The 17,417-nt window shown below is 69.8% G+C and carries 18 protein-coding genes; 8 read left to right on the top strand and 10 right to left on the bottom strand.

Features of this window, described 5'->3' with window-relative positions; genetic code table 11:
* Positions 1 to 220: 220 nt before the first annotated feature.
* Genes mnmA through ACZK5D_RS05835 form a run of 3 tightly spaced genes read left to right on the top strand, consistent with a single transcriptional unit; the run spans position 221 to position 2,468 of the window.
* Entirely contained in the window at positions 221 to 1,294 is a 1,074-nt protein-coding gene (gene mnmA, locus ACZK5D_RS05845) for a tRNA 2-thiouridine(34) synthase MnmA (protein ID WP_463664619.1), read from the top strand.
* Entirely contained in the window at positions 1,291 to 2,244 is a 954-nt protein-coding gene (locus tag ACZK5D_RS05840; protein WP_463664618.1) for a uroporphyrinogen decarboxylase/cobalamine-independent methonine synthase family protein, read from the top strand. The genes mnmA and ACZK5D_RS05840 overlap by 4 nt, the downstream gene beginning before the upstream one ends.
* 20 nt (positions 2,245 to 2,264) lie before the next feature.
* Complete coding sequence (locus ACZK5D_RS05835) at positions 2,265 to 2,468, top strand: hypothetical protein (protein ID WP_463664617.1); 204 nt, start codon at positions 2,265 to 2,267, stop codon at positions 2,466 to 2,468.
* Between the two features lie 3 nt (positions 2,469 to 2,471).
* Here the strand turns inward: ACZK5D_RS05835 and ACZK5D_RS05830 are convergent, their stop codons facing one another.
* The 9 genes from ACZK5D_RS05830 to ACZK5D_RS05790 all read right to left on the bottom strand — a co-directional run bounded on the left by ACZK5D_RS05830 (position 2,472) and on the right by ACZK5D_RS05790 (position 9,990).
* Positions 2,472 to 3,089 (bottom strand): prepilin peptidase, encoded by a 618-nt coding sequence (locus tag ACZK5D_RS05830; protein ID WP_463664616.1) that lies wholly within the window; start codon positions 3,087 to 3,089, stop codon positions 2,472 to 2,474.
* The gene (locus ACZK5D_RS05825) at positions 3,086 to 3,973 is read right to left on the bottom strand and encodes a type II secretion system F family protein (RefSeq protein ID WP_463664615.1); all 888 of its coding nucleotides are present in this window, start codon (positions 3,971 to 3,973) and stop codon (positions 3,086 to 3,088) included. Before ACZK5D_RS05825 ends, ACZK5D_RS05830 begins: the two co-directional genes overlap by 4 nt.
* Positions 3,974 to 3,986: 13 nt before the next feature.
* Positions 3,987 to 4,931, bottom strand: a complete 945-nt coding sequence (locus ACZK5D_RS05820; protein ID WP_463664614.1) for a type II secretion system F family protein — start codon at positions 4,929 to 4,931, stop codon at positions 3,987 to 3,989.
* Positions 4,931 to 6,286, bottom strand: coding sequence for a TadA family conjugal transfer-associated ATPase (locus ACZK5D_RS05815; RefSeq protein ID WP_463664613.1), 1,356 nt, complete (start codon positions 6,284 to 6,286; stop codon positions 4,931 to 4,933). Before ACZK5D_RS05815 ends, ACZK5D_RS05820 begins: the two co-directional genes overlap by 1 nt.
* 133 nt (positions 6,287 to 6,419) lie before the next feature.
* Positions 6,420 to 7,592 carry a CpaE/TadZ family protein gene (locus ACZK5D_RS05810; RefSeq protein ID WP_463664612.1) on the bottom strand — a complete coding sequence of 391 codons (1,173 nt, stop codon included), beginning with the start codon at positions 7,590 to 7,592 and terminating at the stop codon, positions 6,420 to 6,422.
* The gene (locus ACZK5D_RS05805) at positions 7,589 to 8,323 is read right to left on the bottom strand and encodes a Flp pilus assembly protein CpaB (RefSeq protein WP_463664611.1); all 735 of its coding nucleotides are present in this window, start codon (positions 8,321 to 8,323) and stop codon (positions 7,589 to 7,591) included. The genes ACZK5D_RS05810 and ACZK5D_RS05805 overlap by 4 nt, the downstream gene beginning before the upstream one ends.
* A 22-nt stretch (positions 8,324 to 8,345) precedes the next feature.
* A complete protein-coding gene (locus tag ACZK5D_RS05800; RefSeq protein ID WP_463664610.1) occupies positions 8,346 to 9,302 on the bottom strand; it encodes a pilus assembly protein TadG-related protein in 957 nt (318 codons plus the stop codon).
* The gene (locus ACZK5D_RS05795; RefSeq protein ID WP_463664609.1) at positions 9,299 to 9,691 is read right to left on the bottom strand and encodes a TadE family protein; all 393 of its coding nucleotides are present in this window, start codon (positions 9,689 to 9,691) and stop codon (positions 9,299 to 9,301) included. The genes ACZK5D_RS05800 and ACZK5D_RS05795 overlap by 4 nt, the downstream gene beginning before the upstream one ends.
* Positions 9,692 to 9,786: 95 nt before the next feature.
* A complete protein-coding gene (locus tag ACZK5D_RS05790) occupies positions 9,787 to 9,990 on the bottom strand; it encodes a Flp family type IVb pilin (protein WP_463664608.1) in 204 nt (67 codons plus the stop codon).
* A gap of 256 nt (positions 9,991 to 10,246) precedes the next feature.
* Here ACZK5D_RS05790 and ACZK5D_RS05785 point away from each other — a divergent pair, with 256 nt between their 5' ends.
* From ACZK5D_RS05785 to ACZK5D_RS05765, 5 genes are all read left to right on the top strand, one after another.
* A complete protein-coding gene (locus ACZK5D_RS05785) occupies positions 10,247 to 11,692 on the top strand; it encodes a vWA domain-containing protein (RefSeq protein WP_463664607.1) in 1,446 nt (481 codons plus the stop codon).
* A gap of 495 nt (positions 11,693 to 12,187) precedes the next feature.
* Positions 12,188 to 12,481: an Asp-tRNA(Asn)/Glu-tRNA(Gln) amidotransferase subunit GatC gene (gene gatC / locus ACZK5D_RS05780; RefSeq protein WP_463664606.1), complete on the top strand. Its 294-nt coding sequence runs from the start codon at positions 12,188 to 12,190 to the stop codon at positions 12,479 to 12,481.
* Between the two features lie 2 nt (positions 12,482 to 12,483).
* Complete coding sequence (gene gatA / locus ACZK5D_RS05775; RefSeq protein ID WP_463664605.1) at positions 12,484 to 13,992, top strand: Asp-tRNA(Asn)/Glu-tRNA(Gln) amidotransferase subunit GatA; 1,509 nt, start codon at positions 12,484 to 12,486, stop codon at positions 13,990 to 13,992.
* A complete protein-coding gene (gene gatB / locus ACZK5D_RS05770) occupies positions 13,989 to 15,479 on the top strand; it encodes an Asp-tRNA(Asn)/Glu-tRNA(Gln) amidotransferase subunit GatB (RefSeq protein WP_463664604.1) in 1,491 nt (496 codons plus the stop codon). Before gatA ends, gatB begins: the two co-directional genes overlap by 4 nt.
* Positions 15,480 to 15,488: 9 nt before the next feature.
* Positions 15,489 to 15,773: an antibiotic biosynthesis monooxygenase gene (locus ACZK5D_RS05765; protein WP_463664603.1), complete on the top strand. Its 285-nt coding sequence runs from the start codon at positions 15,489 to 15,491 to the stop codon at positions 15,771 to 15,773.
* Positions 15,774 to 15,776: 3 nt separating this feature from the next.
* On the opposite strand, the gene ACZK5D_RS05760 is transcribed toward ACZK5D_RS05765, so the two are convergent.
* Positions 15,777 to 17,393: a peptidoglycan-binding protein gene (locus ACZK5D_RS05760; RefSeq protein ID WP_463664602.1), complete on the bottom strand. Its 1,617-nt coding sequence runs from the start codon at positions 17,391 to 17,393 to the stop codon at positions 15,777 to 15,779.
* Positions 17,394 to 17,417: the final 24 nt, after the last annotated feature.

Here is a 17,417-nt window from a genome sequence, read left to right as displayed (position 1 = left end):
CACCGACAATTTTCCGTGACGCGAGCCGAGGCAGTGACGACGGTGCCCAGGTCCGTTCGTCAGGTGTGGCGAGCGCAGGGACGGGGCGCGCTCCCTCAGCGTGTGTCCTTGTCAGCCGCCATGTGCGGCATCGCGTCCACGGTCGGTCACCCGACCGGCGGGTGGGATGGGAACCGCCGCCGCTTGGTAGAGTTGCCCACTGCCGAGCAGAGGAGTCAGCGTGCGGGTACTGGTCGCCATGTCCGGCGGGGTTGACTCCGCCGTCGCCGCCGCACGCCTCGTCGCCGAGGGCCACGACGTCACCGGGGTGCACCTGGCTCTGTCGCAGAACCCCGCCTCGTATCGTTCCGGGGCGCGTGGCTGCTGCTCGCTGGAGGACTCGCATGACGCACGCAGGGTGGCGGACAAGCTCGACATTCCCTTCTACGTCTGGGACTTCGCCGAGGAGTTCCACCGGGCCGTCGTGGAGGACTTCGTCGACGAGTACCGCGCCGGCCGCACCCCCAATCCCTGCCTGCGCTGCAACGAGAAGATCAAGTTCGCGGCGGTGCTGGACCGCGGGGTGGCGCTGGGCTTCGACGCCGTCGCCACCGGGCACTACGCCGACCTCCGCCGGCATCCAGACGGGTCGGTGTCCCTGCACCGCGCGGCCGATGCGGCCAAGGACCAGTCCTACGTGCTGGGGATGCTCACCCAGGAGCAGCTCCGGCGGTGCCTCTTCCCGCTGCACGATGTCGAGAAGCCGCAGGTGCGGGCGGAGGCGGCGGCGCTGGGGTTCGGGGTGGCGAAGAAGCCCGACAGCCACGACATCTGCTTCATCGCCGACGGCGACACCCAGGGCTTCCTTGCCCGTTACCTCGGTGACGCGCCCGGCCCCATCGTCGACGCCGACGGCGCCGTGCTGGGGGAGCACCGAGGCACGCACCGCTACACGGTCGGGCAGCGCAAGGGACTGGACCTGCGCGTGCCCGCGGCAACGGGGGAGCCACGGTATGTGCTGAGCATCGAGCCGGCCAGCCGCACCGTCGTGGTCGGGGCCCGCGAGGAACTGGCGGTCCGCGAGGTGGACGGCATCCGGGTCACGTGGACCGGCCGGCCCGTCGTGGGCCCGTGGCGCGGCCAGGCGCAGTACCGGGCGCACGGCGTGCCCCAGGACGCCACCGTCGAGGCCGACGCCGACCGGGTCAGGGTGACTCTGGACGAGCCCGGGCACGGGGTGGCGCCGGGGCAGACGGTCGTGCTCTACGACGGAGACCGGGTGGTCGGCAGCGCCGTCATCGCGGGCGCCCGATGATCCCCGTCACCGCCGCGGGCTCTTTGCCCGGCACGGACTTCCGGGGGGCGTTGTCGGCGATGGCCGAGGCGCTACCAGAGGTGTTGCCGTTTCCGGAGCTCCCGGGTCGAGGTGTCGGCTCGGACATGATCGGGCGTGCGCTTGGGCTGGTCACGGGGCTGGGCTTCGACCTCCAGCCGGCCGGATGGAGGCTCGCGCCCCACTCGGGCGCCGACCATCGCCGAGCAGTCGCGCAGTGGCGCAGGGACCTCGACGACGCGGAGGAACTGCTGCAGGGCTTCGACGGTGTGCTGAAGGTCGGCGTGGCCGGGCCGTGGACGCTGGCGTCCACCGTCGAACGGACCATGGGGGACCGGCTGCTGGCCGACTACGGGGCCCGCCGAGAGCTGGCGCAGGCGCTGGCGGAAGGGGTCGCTGGGTTGCGGGCGGGGGTGTCGCGGCGGGTTCCCGTGGCCACCCTGTGGCTGCAGGTCGACGAGCCTGCGCTCATGTCCGTCTCCGAGGGCCGGGTGCCGACGGCGAGCGGATTCTCGCGGCATCGGCGCGTGGACATGCCCGAGCTGGTGGGGGCGCTGAGTCCGTTGGCCGACGGCGCCTGGCTGCACTGCTGCGCGCCGGGGCGCTGGCTGGAGGTGTCGCGGCGGGCTGGATTCTCCGGGGTCGCGGTGGACTCGGCGCTGGTGGAGCTCGACGAGCTGGCCCAGTGGCGGGACGAGGATCGCGGGCTCATCCTCGGTGTGGTCGACACCGGGCGGGCGCCGCAGCGAGTCGACGAGCTGGTCGGAGAAGCACTCCGTGTGCTGCGTGCGATCCAGGTGGACAGCCTCGACGGCCTCCTGCTCGGCACCGCCTGCGGACTGTCCGGCTGGAGGCGCGAGGATGTGCTGCCGCAGCTTGAGTCGCTGTGGAGGGCCGCCGGCCTGGTGGAGGAGGCCCTGGCGCGCGGGTGAGCCTCGTCTAGGCTGGGGGCGTGCGCATCTTCTCGGACCTCAACCTCAACGGCCAGATTCCCGTCCGCGCGCAGCCGGGGCGGGGCCCGTGGGGGCCGGGAGGGGTGCCGAGCACGCGATGGAAGAAGGTGCAGCGGATCCTGATCCCGTTCGCGGTGGTCGCGATCGCGGTGGGGTTGTTCTTCCTGGGCAGGATGTTCTACCTGATCCTGACGGGGGCGTAGGAGTCACCAACCGACGGCTGAGGCTGCGGCTGGCGCCACGAGGACGCCGAGGATCATGAACGGGCCGAAGGCGATCTCGGACTCGCGCGTGATGCGCTTGAGGGCCATCAGCGCTCCGCTGATCACCGCCATGAGGATGAAGGCGGCGCCCAGCCCCAGAAGGGCGGTGCCGAGCCCGAACCAGCCGAGGGCCGCCCCCGTCGTGAGGCCGAGCTTGACGTCGCCGAGGCCGAAGCCGTTCGGGTTGATGTAGGCGAGGACGAAGAGCAGCGCCGCCGTCACCAACGACCCCACCAGCGCGGAGCCCAGCGCGCCCCAGCCGCCGTCGATGACGGCCCAGGGTAGTTGTAACAGGAAGAACAGGGGGAACGGGACGAGGGTCAGGGCGTCGGGCAACCGGTGTTCAGCCAGGTCGACGGCGGTCGCGGCACCCCAGGCCGCCGCGAGGACCGTGAATGCCGGCAAGTCGGGGGGCGTGACGTAGACCGCGGCCCACACTGCCACAACGGCCGCGACGACGCCGCCCAGCCAGAGCCGTGGCCGAGCCACCCATCTGGTGCCCAGTAGCAACCCGACAGCGGTGGCCACCAGGACGTGGCCGGCCGCAACCCACCAGCTCACCGGAGCGTCGGGAACAGCGTGTCCATGATGGAGATGGCGGCTGGACCCAGGATGACGATGAAGATGACGGGAAGGATGCAGAGGATCAGGGGGAACACCACCTTGACCGGGATTTCCATCGCCTTGCGCTCGGCGCGCTGGCGGCGTGCCATCCGCATCTCGTCCGCCTGGGCGGTCAGGACATCCGCAAGCGGGATTCCGTACGACTCCGCCTGGATCACCGTGCGCACGAAGCGTCTGAGCGGAATCGAGCCGGTACGCTCGGCCAAATCCTCATAAGCGTTGCGACGGGTCTGCCCCACCTGGATGTCCTGCATCGTGCGCACGAGTTCCCGCGCAAGGATGCCCCGTCCGTTCCTGGCCACCCGCAGCATGGCGGCGTCGAAGCCCAACCCGGCCTGGACCGCGATGCTCATCTGATCGAGAGTGTCGGCGAGTTCGAGGTCCACCTGCTCCCTGCGCTTCTGGTACGTGTTCAGCAGGAGCACATCGGGGAGGAAGAACGTTCCGACCGTCACCGCGACACCCAGCAGCAGGAGGAGGGGGGAGCGGCTCCCCAGCCACAGCAAGAGCCAGAGGATCGCCATCAACACCGTGCCCAGCACCTTGATGGAAAGGAGCTGATCGACGGTCCAACCGCCGGGGAAACCGGCCCGCGCCAACGCGCGCTCCAGCCGTGACCGACGCTCCGGCGAGTCGATCAGGCCACCGGCACGGAGGTGCCCCTGCTGCTGCCTCGGGCGCGCAGCGGTCGCAGTGACGCCGCGGCCAAGATTCTCCAGAGAACGTGTCCGCACCCGATCCGGGCCAGCCAGCAGGAGCCAGATCAGCACACCCATCCCCAGGGCGAGAGCGGCCAGCGAGGCGAGGACCAACGTCGTCATTGGATCACCGCCGTCAGAACTTGATCTGCACGGTCTTGCGCAGCCACAGGCCGCCGACGATGAGCAGGAGGGCCGCGGCCACGAGCATCACCCAGCCAAGAGGGCGGGTGAACAGGAGGCTGAGGTAGCCAGGGTTGGCAAAGAGGAGCAGTGCAACGATCACGAAGGGCAGCGCGATCAGGATGATGGCCGAGAGCCTGCCTTCCGCGCTCAGGGAGGCCACCTGGCGGCGGAGTTGGGCCCGCTCCCGGATGGTGTGAGACACGCCCTCGAGCACCTCGGCCAGGTTGCCGCCCACCTCCCGGTTGATGGCCACCGCCTGCGAGATCCAGGAGAAGTCGTCACTGCGCATGCGCTTGGCGGTGTGCTCCATCGCCTCGGCCAACGGTCGGCCTACGCGCAGCTCGTTACTGATCCGCGCGAACTCCTCGGCGGTGGGGGATGGGGCCTCGCGGCCGACCATCGCCATGGCCTGCGTGAAGGAATAGCCGGCGCGGAGGCTTCCGGCGAGCATCTGGGCCGTCTCGTCGAGCTGCAGCGCGAACGCTGTCCGCCTGCGCTCGGTCTTCACCGTGACGTACGCGACGACGCTGAGGGGGATGAGGACCATCAGCGCCAACCCCACCAGCCAGGAGCCAAGCAGGAGGGCGAGCGCCATGGCGACGAGCGCCGCGCAGATGACCAGCACGACGAGTTGAGAGGCGGTCGTGGAGATGCCCGCGACGTCCAGCCGTTCCGCGAGGGTGAGCTGACGGCCGGCCAGCACCCTGTCTACCCCCCGGGTAGCCGCGTCGGCCATCCCCGTGACCGCTGATCGGCGTTGGTAGCCGGCTGGACGGCGACGGTGGAGCGGGACCGAGCGCGTGTTGGGTCGGAGCCACAGGATCAGGAAGATGACCAACGCGAGGCCCACAGCCACGGACGCAAGAGCCAGGATGACCGGCGGCTGCGGCAGCATCAGCGGATCCGGGGCTCGGCGCCGAACACGCGGGGCGACAGGTGGATCCCCAGATCGGCGAAGCGGTCGGTGAACTGGGGACGCACACCGGTGGGGACAACGTGGCCGAGGAAGCGGCCGTCGTGGTCCACGCCGGCGGCGTAGTCGAACAGGAACGCGTCCTGCATGGTGACGGTCTGGCCCTCCATGCCGTGCACCTCGGTGACCGCGACGATGCGGCGTGTTCCGTCGCGGAGGCGCGCGAGCTGCACGATGAGGTCGATGGAGCTGGCTACCTGTTCGCGGATGGCGCGCAGCGGCAGCTCCATGCCGGCCATCAGCACCAGGGTCTCGAGGCGCGAGAGTGCGTCTCGGGGTGAGTTGGCGTGGATGGTGGACAGGGAGCCGTCGTGGCCGGTGTTCATGGCCTGAAGCATGTCGAGCGCCTCAGCTCCGCGGACCTCGCCGACGATGATGCGGTCCGGCCTCATGCGAAGCGAGTTACGCACCAGATCGCGGATGGTGACCTCGCCCCTACCCTCGATGTTCGGTGGGCGGGACTCCAGGCGCACCACGTGCTCCTGCTGGAGTTGCAGCTCGACGGCGTCCTCGATGGAGATGATCCGCTCGCCCTCCGGGATGAAGGAGGACACCACATTGAGCAGCGTCGTCTTGCCGGTACCCGTGCCGCCGGAGATGATGATGTTGAGCCGGGCCTTGACGCAGGCTTGAAGGAGTTCGGCGATCTCGGGCGACATGCTGTCGAGGCGGATCAGGTCCGGCACCGAGAGCGCCTCGTGGCTGAACTTGCGGATGGTCAGCGTGGACCCGCTGAACGCCAGCGGCGGGATGATCGCGTTGACGCGGGATCCGTCCTCCAGGCGGGCGTCCACCAGGGGGGACGACTCGTCGATTCGTCGCCCCATGCGACCCACGATGCGGTCGATGATCTGCCGCAGGTGCGCCTCGTCTCGGAAGGCCACGTCAGATCTGTAGATGCGGCCGGCGTGTTCGATGTATACCTTGTCGGGACCGTTCACCATGACCTCGGTGACGGAGGGGTCCGCGAGGAGTCCCTCGATGGGGCCGAGGCCCAAGACATCGGACTGGACATCGTCGATGAAGCGGCGACGTTCCGCGCCGGTCATCGCAAGGTTCTCGCCCTCGATCACCGAGGCGAGTTCCTGCTGCACCATCTGCCGCAGCTGGTCGTCCGTCAGGGACGGGTCGCTCAAACGGCTGCCCAGCCGTTCGTACAGGGTCTCTGTGGTGCGGGCCTTGAGCGCCTGCATGGCATCCTGCGGTGCGGCGCGCGGTGCTCCGGCCCGCTGGGCGAGAGGCGAGGGCGGCGTGGACGAGGGCTCCTGGGCGGGCATGCGGCTCACCGTGGGGAGGGGCGAAGAAACGGACACCGGAGCGACATGTGTCTCTGGGTTCTCCGCAGCCGGCTCCATCACGGGTGTCGGGACGGCAGGCGGTTGCCCGTCGCCTCTCGCCGCCCGCAGCCTGTCAGCGAGACCCATCTGTGGCTCCCTTTCCCCTGCCGAACAGACGGCCCTTGGGGGCAGCGTCCGCGGGGCGCCGCGCGATGCGGTCGACCAGCACCGAGAGTTGCTTGGTGAGTGGATCCTTGCCCCCCGTCTGAAGCAGCGGGACGCCTTGGTTCACGGAGATCGGCACCAGTTTCGCGGTGGGGAGAGTCACGTCCACCTTGGCGTTGATGGTGGCCTCGACGTCGGCCACCGTCAGTCCGCGCGAGGAGTCGGCAAAGTTGAGCACCACGTGGCGCGACTCGATGAGCAGGGCGAGTTGGCCGAGCGTTTCGATCTCCTTCCTCAGTCCACGCACCCCCGGCACGTCCAGCCCGGTGACCAGGACGAGTTCGCCGGTCAGGTCGAGGGCGGCCAGCGTGTGCTCGGACAAACCGGGGGAGGTGTCGACCACGACGAAGTCGAACGACTGTGCTAATGCCTTGAGTAGCGCAGTGGCGTCGTCGGCGGTGACGGCGTCCGACGCGGCGGGTGAGTCGGAGCCGGGAACCACCCAGAGGCCCGTCTCGTGTCTGGCGAGGTAGGGCTTGAGGGCCAGAGGGTCTCCGGTGCCGGCGGGCCGCACAGTGTCGGGGAGCGTGTAGGTGGGTGAAAGGTTCAGCGCGCTGGCGACATCGCCGAAGTGCAGGTCCAGGTCCAGCAGGACGACCCGGTCGGGGTGGACCTTGGCCAGGCCGACTGCGATGTTCGTGGCGACGGTCGTTTTCCCCACACCGCCCTTGGGGGACGCCACGGTCACGATTCGCCCTCGCTGGGTAGCCTGGGACGTCTCGGTGGTGGGCACGCGCCGATTGCGCGCGACCGCGTCGCGGACGTCGTCGACGCTCGCCGCCGGCGAGACCATGTCCCTGACCCCGGCACGCATCGCCGGGAGCGCGAGCCCCGACGGGTCGTCGGTCACGAGCACCACCGGCACGCCGAATCGCTGCCGTGCCCAGTCCGCGATGGCCAGCGCCCCCTGCGGGTCGGGTCCGGCGTCGATCATCAGCAGTTCGGCGACGGGATGGGTGGACAGGGCGCGGGCCAACTCGTCTGCGTCCCTGCCAGAGAGTGGGGTGAGTTGGCCCGCGGTGGCCAGGGTCACCTGGTTGATGAGGTGCGTGTCGGTGGCGACGAGGATGACGGTGCTCACGGCTCGGGGGTCACTTCTGTTGCCCACACGGTGGTGGGTGTCACGATCGTCGTCCCGTCGACGATCGAACCCTCACGCTCGAGGGTGAGCCACAGCGTGCCGTGCTCGGCGCCCCAGACCACCCGCTCCGCGTCGACGGCGGGCAGCGCGAGGGTGATGAACTGTGCCCCCGGAGCCTGCACGGTGCCCTCGGTCTCGTCCGCTGGCGCGGGCTCGACGTCTTGGACCCGGCTGACCAGGATGCGGTGCAGGATGGTCTCCGACCAGTACGGGCCGACATCGGGGGAGACCGACACGATGATGCCGACGGTGTCCCCGGCTTTGAGGCGGCCACCCAGCACCCGCTCGGGCGTCAGGAGGACACTCACCTGGACGGCGGTCTCGGGCACGACCACCACGTCGCCGGTGACCGACTCGAGGGAGGTGAAGCGCTGCGGCACCACCTGCTCACCGGGGATGATCGGCGACGCCGCCACCAGCCCGCTGAGTTGCTCGTCGTCGGTGAGCGCACCTGGCACCACTGCTGACCGGGGGAGGTCGCGGAGTTCGGCGTTCTCGCCGAGCACCAGCGTTCCGCCCAGGGGGATGTCGGCGGTGACGACCAGCACGGGGGTGGGATCGAACTGGGCCAGGGCCCGTTCGTCGGCGCGCACGACGTAGGCCGCGACGAGCGCGGCCCCGGCCAAGGTGAGCAGGGTCGCCACGACCGCGGCGATGACACGTCTTCTCATTGTGTGTGTGGCCTTATCCTTCTCAAGCGATGAGAGACACAGTCACGGCGCCGTAGTCGTCGGGGCCTCCGCCTGCATCTTCGAGGGAGACACGTTTAATGTATTTGCCGGTGATCCAGCGATCGGCGGGGCACTTGGGAGGCTTCTTGTCCGGATCATCAGCCGAGCCGTTGAGCTTCTCGCTGAAGCAATAGTCGATCACCTGAATCCGGACGTAGGCCGCCAAATGGAAGGACGCCCCGGCGCCCGTGCCGTCATCCGTGTCGAAGATCGGCAGGAGGATCTCACTGCCGACGAGGCCAGCGAGGACTGTCTTGCAGGCCTCCTCGCTCGGGACCGAGATGCCTGGCTTGCTGGCGGCGTTGTAGTCGAGGTCGGTCGTGGCCATGCACTCCGCATCTGGAGCGAGCCAGCCGAATCCTCCTGGCAACTCGGTCGGCGGGGAGACCGGATCGCACGGATTGACGTCGTCGTTGTTGGGGGAGGCCTTGTGGTAGAACCGAACGATCCCATCCACAAGTCCCTCGATCTGGCACTCGGAGATGGTCAACGGCAGCACCCGCGCGCTGCCGATGCCGCCGTAGGACGCGGTCGCGCAGGCTCTCACTTCGGACGAGTCGTGCCCGATGACTGGGGCGAACCAGTGCTGGCGGATGGTGGTGACCGTGACGGAGACGGAGTTGCTTGCCGGCGAGCCGTCGCACTTTTGGTTGTGCACGATGCCGCCCGCCACGACCGCCACGCTGGCGTCCCGCTTATTGCCTGTTGCATAACTGTTGGCCATGGCGTACTCGTCGGCTTCGCATCCGCCGGTCGAGCAGCTCTGGGCCAAGGCCAAAGCGGCCGCATCGGCGCCGTTCTGCAACTCCTTGCGGTCCATCATCAGGGCGCCGACGTCCACGGCGAGCGCGGTGACGCCCACAAGGGACACCATGAGCAGGGCGACGGTAATTGCAACCGCTCCGCGTTGGGATTTCATCCGCCGCATCTCATCTCTCCCCTTCCAGTGGCCTCGAACGAGGAGCCAAAGAAGCCGGTCACTGAGCCATAGGGTGCAGTCAAGCTAATCGTCACTGACCCCCCCGGCGGACAGTCGGAAGATAGAGCTGCAGCTGTGACGGAGTCCGATACCCAAATCGGGGACAAATCACGGAAGACATCCTCGGCGTGACCCTCACCCTCGGACACATTTCCAGAAATCGCCGCGGCGCGGGCACCTTCGCGGGCTGCTTCCGCTGCGCCAGCGTTGACGAACATGAGAAAGCCGAACTCCACACTGCCAAGAACCAGAACAATCAACACAGGAAGGATGAGGGCGAATTCGACGGCCGCAGCGCCGCGGGAGGAAACTCGCCGATGGCTAGTCATTTTCATCCCCCGCCCGCAAATCCAGAGAACCGAACCCCTGCACTCTGGGGGCCTTAAGATCGTGCCACACGTTGCCGCCCCCCGACTCCCCTAGATCACGGAGCCTTGACCTTCCCGCCGACGTAATTGAACAGGCCGTTGAGGTTGGTGCCGACGAGGGTCACGCCGACGATGATGGCGATCGCAATGAGCGCGACCATGATGCCGTACTCGACGGCGGTGGCGCCCTTGGTCTTGTCGGCGAAACGGTGACCGACGACGTGCAGGAGGGCGGTGAGGTGGGCGTACAGTGCAACCATGGCGGTTGCCCCCTTTCGTGTTAAGGCCGGGGGAGAGAAATCCGGTCCCCCAAGGGGTGCACAACGCTGCTTCCCCCGTGGGCTAAAGTTAGGGCCCGGTTGGCCGTTCGTCAACTTGTTTCGGGCGCGGGTAGCGCTATGAGACGCGTCACGCAAGTTCGGGGGAGATGTGCAGGGACTCAGATCGGCGGTCGCGGCCCTTGTCGGCCTACTATTAGTTGTAGTAGGGGTACTCCCGGCGGCGGCTGACGAACAGTTGGAAGCCATCGCCGCGACACTCGGCATCGAAGACCAGGCCACCGACTACATCCTCATCGTCGACACCTCGCTCTCCATGCAGGAGGAGGGCCGCTGGGATCGCGCCCGCGATGCCCTCTCAGGCCTCGCTGACAGCCTCACACCCGACGACCACGTCACCCTCATCACGTTCGACGACGGCGCCCAGACCGTCTTCGACGGCGACGCCCCGGACACCGACACCCTCCTCGACGCGCTCCCTGCAGAGCCCACCGGTGATCAGACCGACATCGGCGCCGCCATCGACGAGGGCGTCGACGCGCTCAGCCGGGACGGGGCCTCCGACATCGCGGCCTTCGTCCTCCTCACCGACGGCGAGCTGGATGCCGCCGAAGACTCCGACTTCGTGACCGCCGACGCACCTGCCTGGGACGATCTCCGTACGCGCGCCGACGAGGCCACCGCAGACCGTCAGGTGGGCGCCTTCGCCCTCTCACTGGGCCCTGAGTCGGACGCCGGGCTCCTCACCCAGGTGTTCCCGAACGCGCAGGTGGCCACCCCGGACGACATCGTCGCCTTTCTCTCCGGCCTCACCGACGAGATCACGAGATTCCGCGTGGGCGAGATCCTCGCTCCCGAACTCGAGCAGCCGGTCACGGTGACGTTGAGCGAGCCCACGGTCGACGGCTCCACCGCGACCCTCACCGCCACCTGGACCTCCACCACCACGAACCTGCCCACCGCGGTGTCGGCGATCCAGCTGTCGCCGGCCATCGAGGGAGCTGCCCTCGGCATGGAGCCCGCGACACTCGAGCTCGCCCCCGGCCAGACCCAGACCAGCACGGTGACGATCACCGCCCCGCCCGGCACCGACGCAGCGGTCGCCTTGGCCGCGACCGTCACGTCCCCGTGGCAGCCCCAGCTCGCCCCGCTGAACCTCGGCCAGGCGCTCGCCGCCACGTCCGCGCCGGTCCAGCTCACCGTCGCCGCCTCTGCCCCGCCGCCGTCGCCGTCGCCCACGGTGTCGGCCGCCCCGGAGCCCGAGGCCGCCGAGCAGCCCGACCTTCTCGCGGGCCTGCCGTCGTGGGCCATCCCCGCCGCGCTGGGGACGCTCGCGGCCCTCATCGTGCTTGCCTTGGTGATCCGCGAGATCCGCAAGCGGATGCCCCAGCTCGACGGCTCGCTGGCCGTCGTCACCCCGGACGGGCAGGTCGCGGACGAGTTCCTCGTCACCGGTCCCTCTGCCAGGGCCAACCGCGGCGGGCTCACGGTGAGGGCCCGCCCAGGCAAGGGCGAGGCCATCCGCGTCGACGGCCGACTCGGTAAGGAGCGTTTCACCGCGACACTCGCTGACGGTGCCCAGCTCACGCTCCCCGACGGCCGCACCCTGCGCTACACCACGGAGCGCTCCCGCATGCTCGAGATGATCAACTCCACCGGCCCCGCGGTCCCATCCGGAGGCTGATGGGTCGTCTTTCAGGCCCCTGAACCGGGCGCGAGGGGTTCGACTCGGCGGCCGACGCTACGCAACCTCAACCAGCTGTCGGGCAGGGCGTCAGGGCTCCGCGAGGGCGGGGGACGGCAGGGCGGCTGCGCGCAGGGATGCCCAACTCGACGAAGACCCAACTGGCGTCCCGCCTCAACAGACCCGAGCCTGGGCCGCCCTGTCGGCACACGCCCGGACCCGACCACGCCACAGAGAGACGAGTGCAGGGAGACGTGAGACGAGGCCCGGGCGGCATCAAGTTACCCACCGCCAGACCACGGAAGAGTTCGAGCAAGCCATGGACAACGGCCGCCCGGGCCTCGTGTCAGGGCTCCCGGCACCGGTACACGAGGCTGCGGCGCTGCGCGGCTCAACCAGCGTATTCCGGATCGGCGGGCGAACCGCGCTACGCCAGTGGGTCCTAAGATGGGGCCGAGCCGCCGCCGCGGCACCCCGTCGACAGAAGGAACACCCGTGGGAATCACCGCCGACGACGTGGCCCGGTTGGGCGCGCTGGCCCGGATCCAGCTCACCGAGCAGGAGTGCCAGGACCTCGCGCCCGAGCTCAACGTCATCCTCGAGTCCGTCCGCAGCGTCTCCGAGGTGGCAGGCCCCGACGTCCCGATGGCCACGCACGCCATCCCGCTCACCAACGTGTTCCGCGACGACGTGGTCACTCCGTCGCTCACGCAGGATCAGGCGCTCTCCGGCGCCCCCGACAACGAGGACGGCCGCTTCCGCGTGCCGCAGATTCTGGGGATGGAGTGAGTGTGAACCCCCTCCTCGCCAAGCCCGCCCACGAGCTCGCCGCCCTCATGGCCGCCGGCGAACTCACCTCCGAGGCGCTCACCCGGGCCTGCCTCGACCGCATCGCGCAGCTCAACGACGAGCTCAACGTCTTCCTCTCCGTCGACGCCGATTCCGCGATCGCCCAGGCCCGCGCCATCGACGCCCGCCGCGCCGCGGGTGAAGGCCTGGGCCCGCTCGCCGGCATCCCGATCGGCGTCAAGGACAACTTCTGCACCACCGATCACCCCACCACCTGCGGCTCCCGCATGCTGGAGGGCTGGGTGCCGCCCTACGACGCCACCGTCGTGGCGCGCCTGCGAAACGCCGGGCTGGTCATCGTCGGCAAGACCAACATGGACGAGTTCGCCATGGGCTCCTCGACTGAGACCTCCTACTTCGGGCCCACCCGTAACCCGTGGGACACAGAGCGCATCCCGGGCGGCTCCGGCGGCGGCTCGGCCGCGGCCGTGGCGTCGTTCATGGTGCCGCTCGCCGTCGGCTCGGACACCGGCGGCTCCATCCGCCAGCCAGGATCGGTGACCGGCACCGTCGGCGTGAAGCCCACCTACGGGGGAGTGTCGCGCTACGGCCTGGTGGCCATGGCCTCCAGCCTGGACCAGCCGGGTCCCTGCGCCCGCACCGCCCTCGACGCGGCCCTCCTACAGCAGGTCATCGGCGGCTACGACCCGCACGACTCGGCCTCCATCGACAAGCCCGTCGGCGACCTCGCCGGCGCCGCCACCTCGCCGAACCTCACCGGCGTGCGCGTCGGCGTGGTGAAGGAACTCGGCGGCGAGGGCTACGAGCAGGGCGTGCTCGACCGGTTCACCGAGGCCGTCGAACTCCTGCGCGAGGCAGGCGCCGAGGTGGTCGAGGTCTCCTGCCCGGCGTTCAGCTACGCACTGCCCGCCTACTACCTCATCCAGCCCGCCGAGCTCTCCAGCAACCTGGCCCGCTTCGACGGCATGCGCTACGGCCTCCGCGTGGGCGACGACGGCACCCGCTCGGCCGAAGAGGTGATGAACATCTCCCGCGACGAGGGCTTCGGCAAGGAGGCCAAGCGCCGCATCATCATCGGCACCTACGCCCTCTCCGCCGGCTACTACGACGCCTACTACGGCTCCGCGCAGAAGGTCCGCACCCTCATCCAGGGCGACTTCGACAAGGCCTTCGAGGCCTGCGACGTCCTGGTCTCGCCCACCACCCCCACCGTCGCGTTCAAGATCGGCGAGCGGATGGCGGACCCCATGAGCATGTACATGGCGGACCTCTGCACCATCCCGTCGAACATGGCCGGCAACGCGTCCGCCTCGTTCCCGGCGGGCCTCAGCAGCGACGGCCTCCCCGTCGGCCTGCAGGTGATGGCCCCACCCATGGAGGACGCCAGGCTCTACCGGGTGGGCGGCGTGCTGGAGCGCGCCCTCGAGGAGCAGTGGGGCGCACCCCTGCTCAGCACCATGACCGACGGCGAGAAGGCGGTGTCCGCATGAGCGAGACGGTGGACTACGACGACCTCCTCACCCGCTACGAGCCCGTGCTGGGGCTCGAGGTGCACGTGGAGCTCAACACCCGCTCCAAGATGTTCTGCGGCTGCCCCACCACGTTCGGCGGGGAGCCCAACACCCAGGTGTGCCCGGTGTGCCTCGGCCTGCCCGGCTCCCTGCCGGTGATCAACGGCAAGGCCGTGGAATCGGCCATCCGCATCGGGTTGGCGCTCAACTGCCAGATCGCCGAGTGGTGCCGCATGGCCCGGAAGAACTACTTCTACCCGGACATGACCAAGAACTTCCAGACCTCCCAGTACGACGAGCCCATCGCGTTCGACGGCTGGGTGGACATCGAGGTGGACGGACACACCTACCGAGTCGAGGTCGAGAGAGCGCACATGGAGGAGGACGCGGGCAAGGCCCTGCACATGGGCGGCGCCACCGGCCGCATCCACGGCGCCAGCCACTCGCTCATCGACTACAACCGCGCGGGTGTGCCGCTCATCGAGATCGTCACCCGGCCGATCCGCGGCGCGGGGGAGAAGGCGCCGGAGGTGGCCAGGGCATACGTGGCGCACCTGCGCGAACTGCTCCGCTCCCTCGGCGTCTCGGACGTGCGGATGGAGCAGGGGTCGCTGCGCTGCGATGCCAACATCTCCCTCATGCCCATCGGCTCCGAGGTGCTAGGCACCCGCACCGAGACCAAGAACGTCAACTCCCTGCGCTCCGTGGAGCGGGCCATCCGCTACGAGATGACCCGCCAGGCCGCCATCCTCGACGGCGGCGCCAAGGTCAAGCAGGAGACCCGCCACTTCCACGAGGCCGACGGCACCACCTCGCCCGGCCGCTCCAAGGAGGAGGCCGAGGACTACCGCTACTTCGCGGAGCCCGACCTCATGCCGATCGCCCCCTCCCGCGAGTGGGTCGACGAGCTGCGGGCGACCCTGCCCGAGCCGCCCGCCGAACACAGAGCCCGCCTGCAGGAGCAGTGGGGCTTCAGCGACGTCGACTTCGGCAACATCCTCGCCTCAGGCGCGCTGAACCTCGTCGAGGCGACGGTGGCGGCGGGCGCTGCGCCCGCGTCGGCCCGCAAGTGGTGGGTCACGGAGCTGGCCCGCCGGGCCAACGAGGCCGGCGTCGAGCTCGAGGAGCTGGCCATCACGCCGGCCCAGGTGGCCGCCGTGCAGGGGCTCGTCGACGAGGGGAAGATCAACGACAAGCTGGCCCGCCAGGTCATCGAGGGCGTGCTCGCCGGCGAGGGCGAGCCGGCCGAGGTGGTCGCGGGGCGTGGGCTCGCGGTGGTCTCCGACGAGGGCGCGCTGAGCGCCGCCGTCGACGAGGTGATCGCGGCCAACGCGGATGTCGCGGCCAAGATCCGGGAGGGGAAGATCGCGGCGGCGGGCGCCCTCATCGGCCAGGTGATGAAGGCCATGCGCGGCCAGGCCGACGCCGGCAAGGTGCGCGAACTGATTCTCTCGAAGCTGTCCTGAGGAGGGGCGATGTATCTGTTCCATGCGAGCGTGAGGGTCGCGGAGGGGTCGGAGGCGGAGTTCGCCGAGGCGTGTGCCGTCAACAGCGCGGCGTCGCTGCAGGAGCCTGGCTGCCTGCGCTTCGACGTGCTGCAGGAGGCCGACGACCCAACCCGGTTCCTGCTGGTGGAGGCCTACGACTCCGAGGAGGACCTGGCCTCCCACAAGACCACCGACCACTACAAGGCGTGGGCCGAGGTGGCGAACCGCGTGCAGGTCGAGCCGCGCTCCAAGACGGTCTACGTTCCGGCCTGACCTTCAGCCCAGGGCGGCCCAGGTGGCAGGGCCCACCACGCCGTCGGCGGTGAGGCCGTTGCTCCGCTGGAAGCTCCGCACCTGGGACTCGGTGCCCGGCCCGAACTGGCCGTCGACGCTCAACCAGTAGCCCTGCTCGGACAGCCGCTGCTGCAGGTACTTCACGTGCTCGCCGGTGGAGCCGCGGCGGATCGTCGGCCGCGCCTGGGGCGCTGTGCCCGAGCCGCCCCCGCCACCGCCCTGACCGCCGGACGGATCCTCCCAGCCGCCGTTCCACCCGCCCGGGTTCCCACCGCCGGAGTTCCCACCGCCGGAGTTCCCACCGCCGGAGTTACCCGATCCGCCCGAGTTTCCGCCGGGGTCGCCCCAACCGCCGGAGTTGCCGCCGCCCGAGTTCCCGCCCGAGCCGCCGCCGGTGTCGCCCCAGCCGCCCGAGTTGCCGCCGGGCTCCTCCCAGCCGCCAGAACCGCCGGAGCCGCCGCCCGACCCGCCGCCGTCCAGGGCCTCCCAGGTGGCGGGGCCCACCACGCCGTCGACCGTCAGGCCGTGGGCGCTCTGGAAGCCGCGCACCGCGTTGGCCGTGGCGGGGCCGAACTTCCCGTCGACGGTCAGCCAGGCGCCGCCCTCGACCAGCTTCTCCTGCAGGTACCGCACGTCCTCGCCGCTGTCGCCCTGGCGCAGCGTCCGCCGCGACGTGCCGGGCTGCGGCGTCGGGTCCCCCCACCCTCCCGGGTTCACGGGGGCCGACGGGGCGGGCGCGGTGATGGTGAACGGCCGCTGCGCCTGGAAGCCCGCCGTCACGGTGCCCACCGTGTAGAAGTTGGGCGTCTGATCCGACGGCATCCGGCGCACGATCGCGGAGTGGAACGAGCGGTAGTCGCCCGAGAACGAGGCGTTCGCCCACACGCGCAGCAGCGTCTCGGTGAACAGGCCGTTGACGTCGCCGTCGCTGGACAGCTGGTTGTCCTGGCAGCCGGAGATGAGGATCAGCTCCGCCGCGATGTCGGTGCTGCGCGTGGTGCCCGCCACCGCCTTGGCCACGTCGTAGAGCTCCCGCCGTCGGGCCGAGTCGGCCGCCGCGACACTGGGCGCCATCATCCGGGGCTGCAGCCTCGGCACGTGGACCTCGTCGGGCCAGTACTCCTCGCCCAGGGGGTTGCGCAGCAGCGCCTCGCGGGTGGCGATGGCCAGGATGCTGCGCGCCACGGTGCCCGAGTGGCAGGAGTCGGACAGCACCACGATCCGCACCCCGGCGCAGAACTGGGACCACTTGAGGTACAGCTCGTCGTCGAGCACCTGACGGTCGTAGAGGCACCAGGTCTCGTCCTGGCCGTCGTCCTCGTCGCCGGTGTTGTCCCGGATCTGGCCGCCGTGGCCGGAGAAGCTGATGAACGCGATGTCCCCGGCGACGGTGGTGGCGGCGAGGCTGTCGAGGGCCCCGAGCACCGCCACCGAGGTGGCCTGCGCGTCGAGCAGCTTCCGGGTGCGGAAACCCTCCCCGGAGGCCAGGCGCTCCATGTCGTTGGCGTCGTTGACGCACCCCGCGAGCACGGTGGGCGCCGGGATGTAGCAGGAGGTGTCGACCACGTTGAGTCCGACGTGGAGCGAGTAACCGGTCATGGAAGTGTCCTTTCGGATGTCTCG

Source organism: Tessaracoccus yangjingae (assembly GCF_055326235.1).
This window is presented reverse-complemented; position numbering and strand designations above follow the sequence as displayed.

What these genes read in the sequence shown, in the direction of transcription:
- ACZK5D_RS05840 (WP_463664618.1), top strand. Translation starts at nt 1,291, where the DNA reads ATGATCCCCGTCACCGCCGCGGGCTCTTTGCCCGGCACGGACTTCCGG.
- ACZK5D_RS05825 (WP_463664615.1), bottom strand. Translation starts at nt 3,973, where the DNA reads ATGACGACGTTGGTCCTCGCCTCGCTGGCCGCTCTCGCCCTGGGGATG.
- ACZK5D_RS05820 (WP_463664614.1), bottom strand. Translation starts at nt 4,931, where the DNA reads ATGCTGCCGCAGCCGCCGGTCATCCTGGCTCTTGCGTCCGTGGCTGTG.
- ACZK5D_RS05815 (WP_463664613.1), bottom strand. Translation starts at nt 6,286, where the DNA reads ATGCCCGCCCAGGAGCCCTCGTCCACGCCGCCCTCGCCTCTCGCCCAG.
- ACZK5D_RS05805 (WP_463664611.1), bottom strand. Translation starts at nt 8,323, where the DNA reads ATGAGAAGACGTGTCATCGCCGCGGTCGTGGCGACCCTGCTCACCTTG.
- ACZK5D_RS05800 (WP_463664610.1), bottom strand. Translation starts at nt 9,302, where the DNA reads ATGAAATCCCAACGCGGAGCGGTTGCAATTACCGTCGCCCTGCTCATG.
- ACZK5D_RS05795 (WP_463664609.1), bottom strand. Translation starts at nt 9,691, where the DNA reads ATGACTAGCCATCGGCGAGTTTCCTCCCGCGGCGCTGCGGCCGTCGAA.
- ACZK5D_RS05790 (WP_463664608.1), bottom strand. Translation starts at nt 9,990, where the DNA reads ATGGTTGCACTGTACGCCCACCTCACCGCCCTCCTGCACGTCGTCGGT.
- gatB (WP_463664604.1), top strand. Translation starts at nt 13,989, where the DNA reads ATGAGCGAGACGGTGGACTACGACGACCTCCTCACCCGCTACGAGCCC.
- ACZK5D_RS05765 (WP_463664603.1), top strand. Translation starts at nt 15,489, where the DNA reads ATGTATCTGTTCCATGCGAGCGTGAGGGTCGCGGAGGGGTCGGAGGCG.
- ACZK5D_RS05760 (WP_463664602.1), bottom strand. Translation starts at nt 17,393, where the DNA reads ATGACCGGTTACTCGCTCCACGTCGGACTCAACGTGGTCGACACCTCC.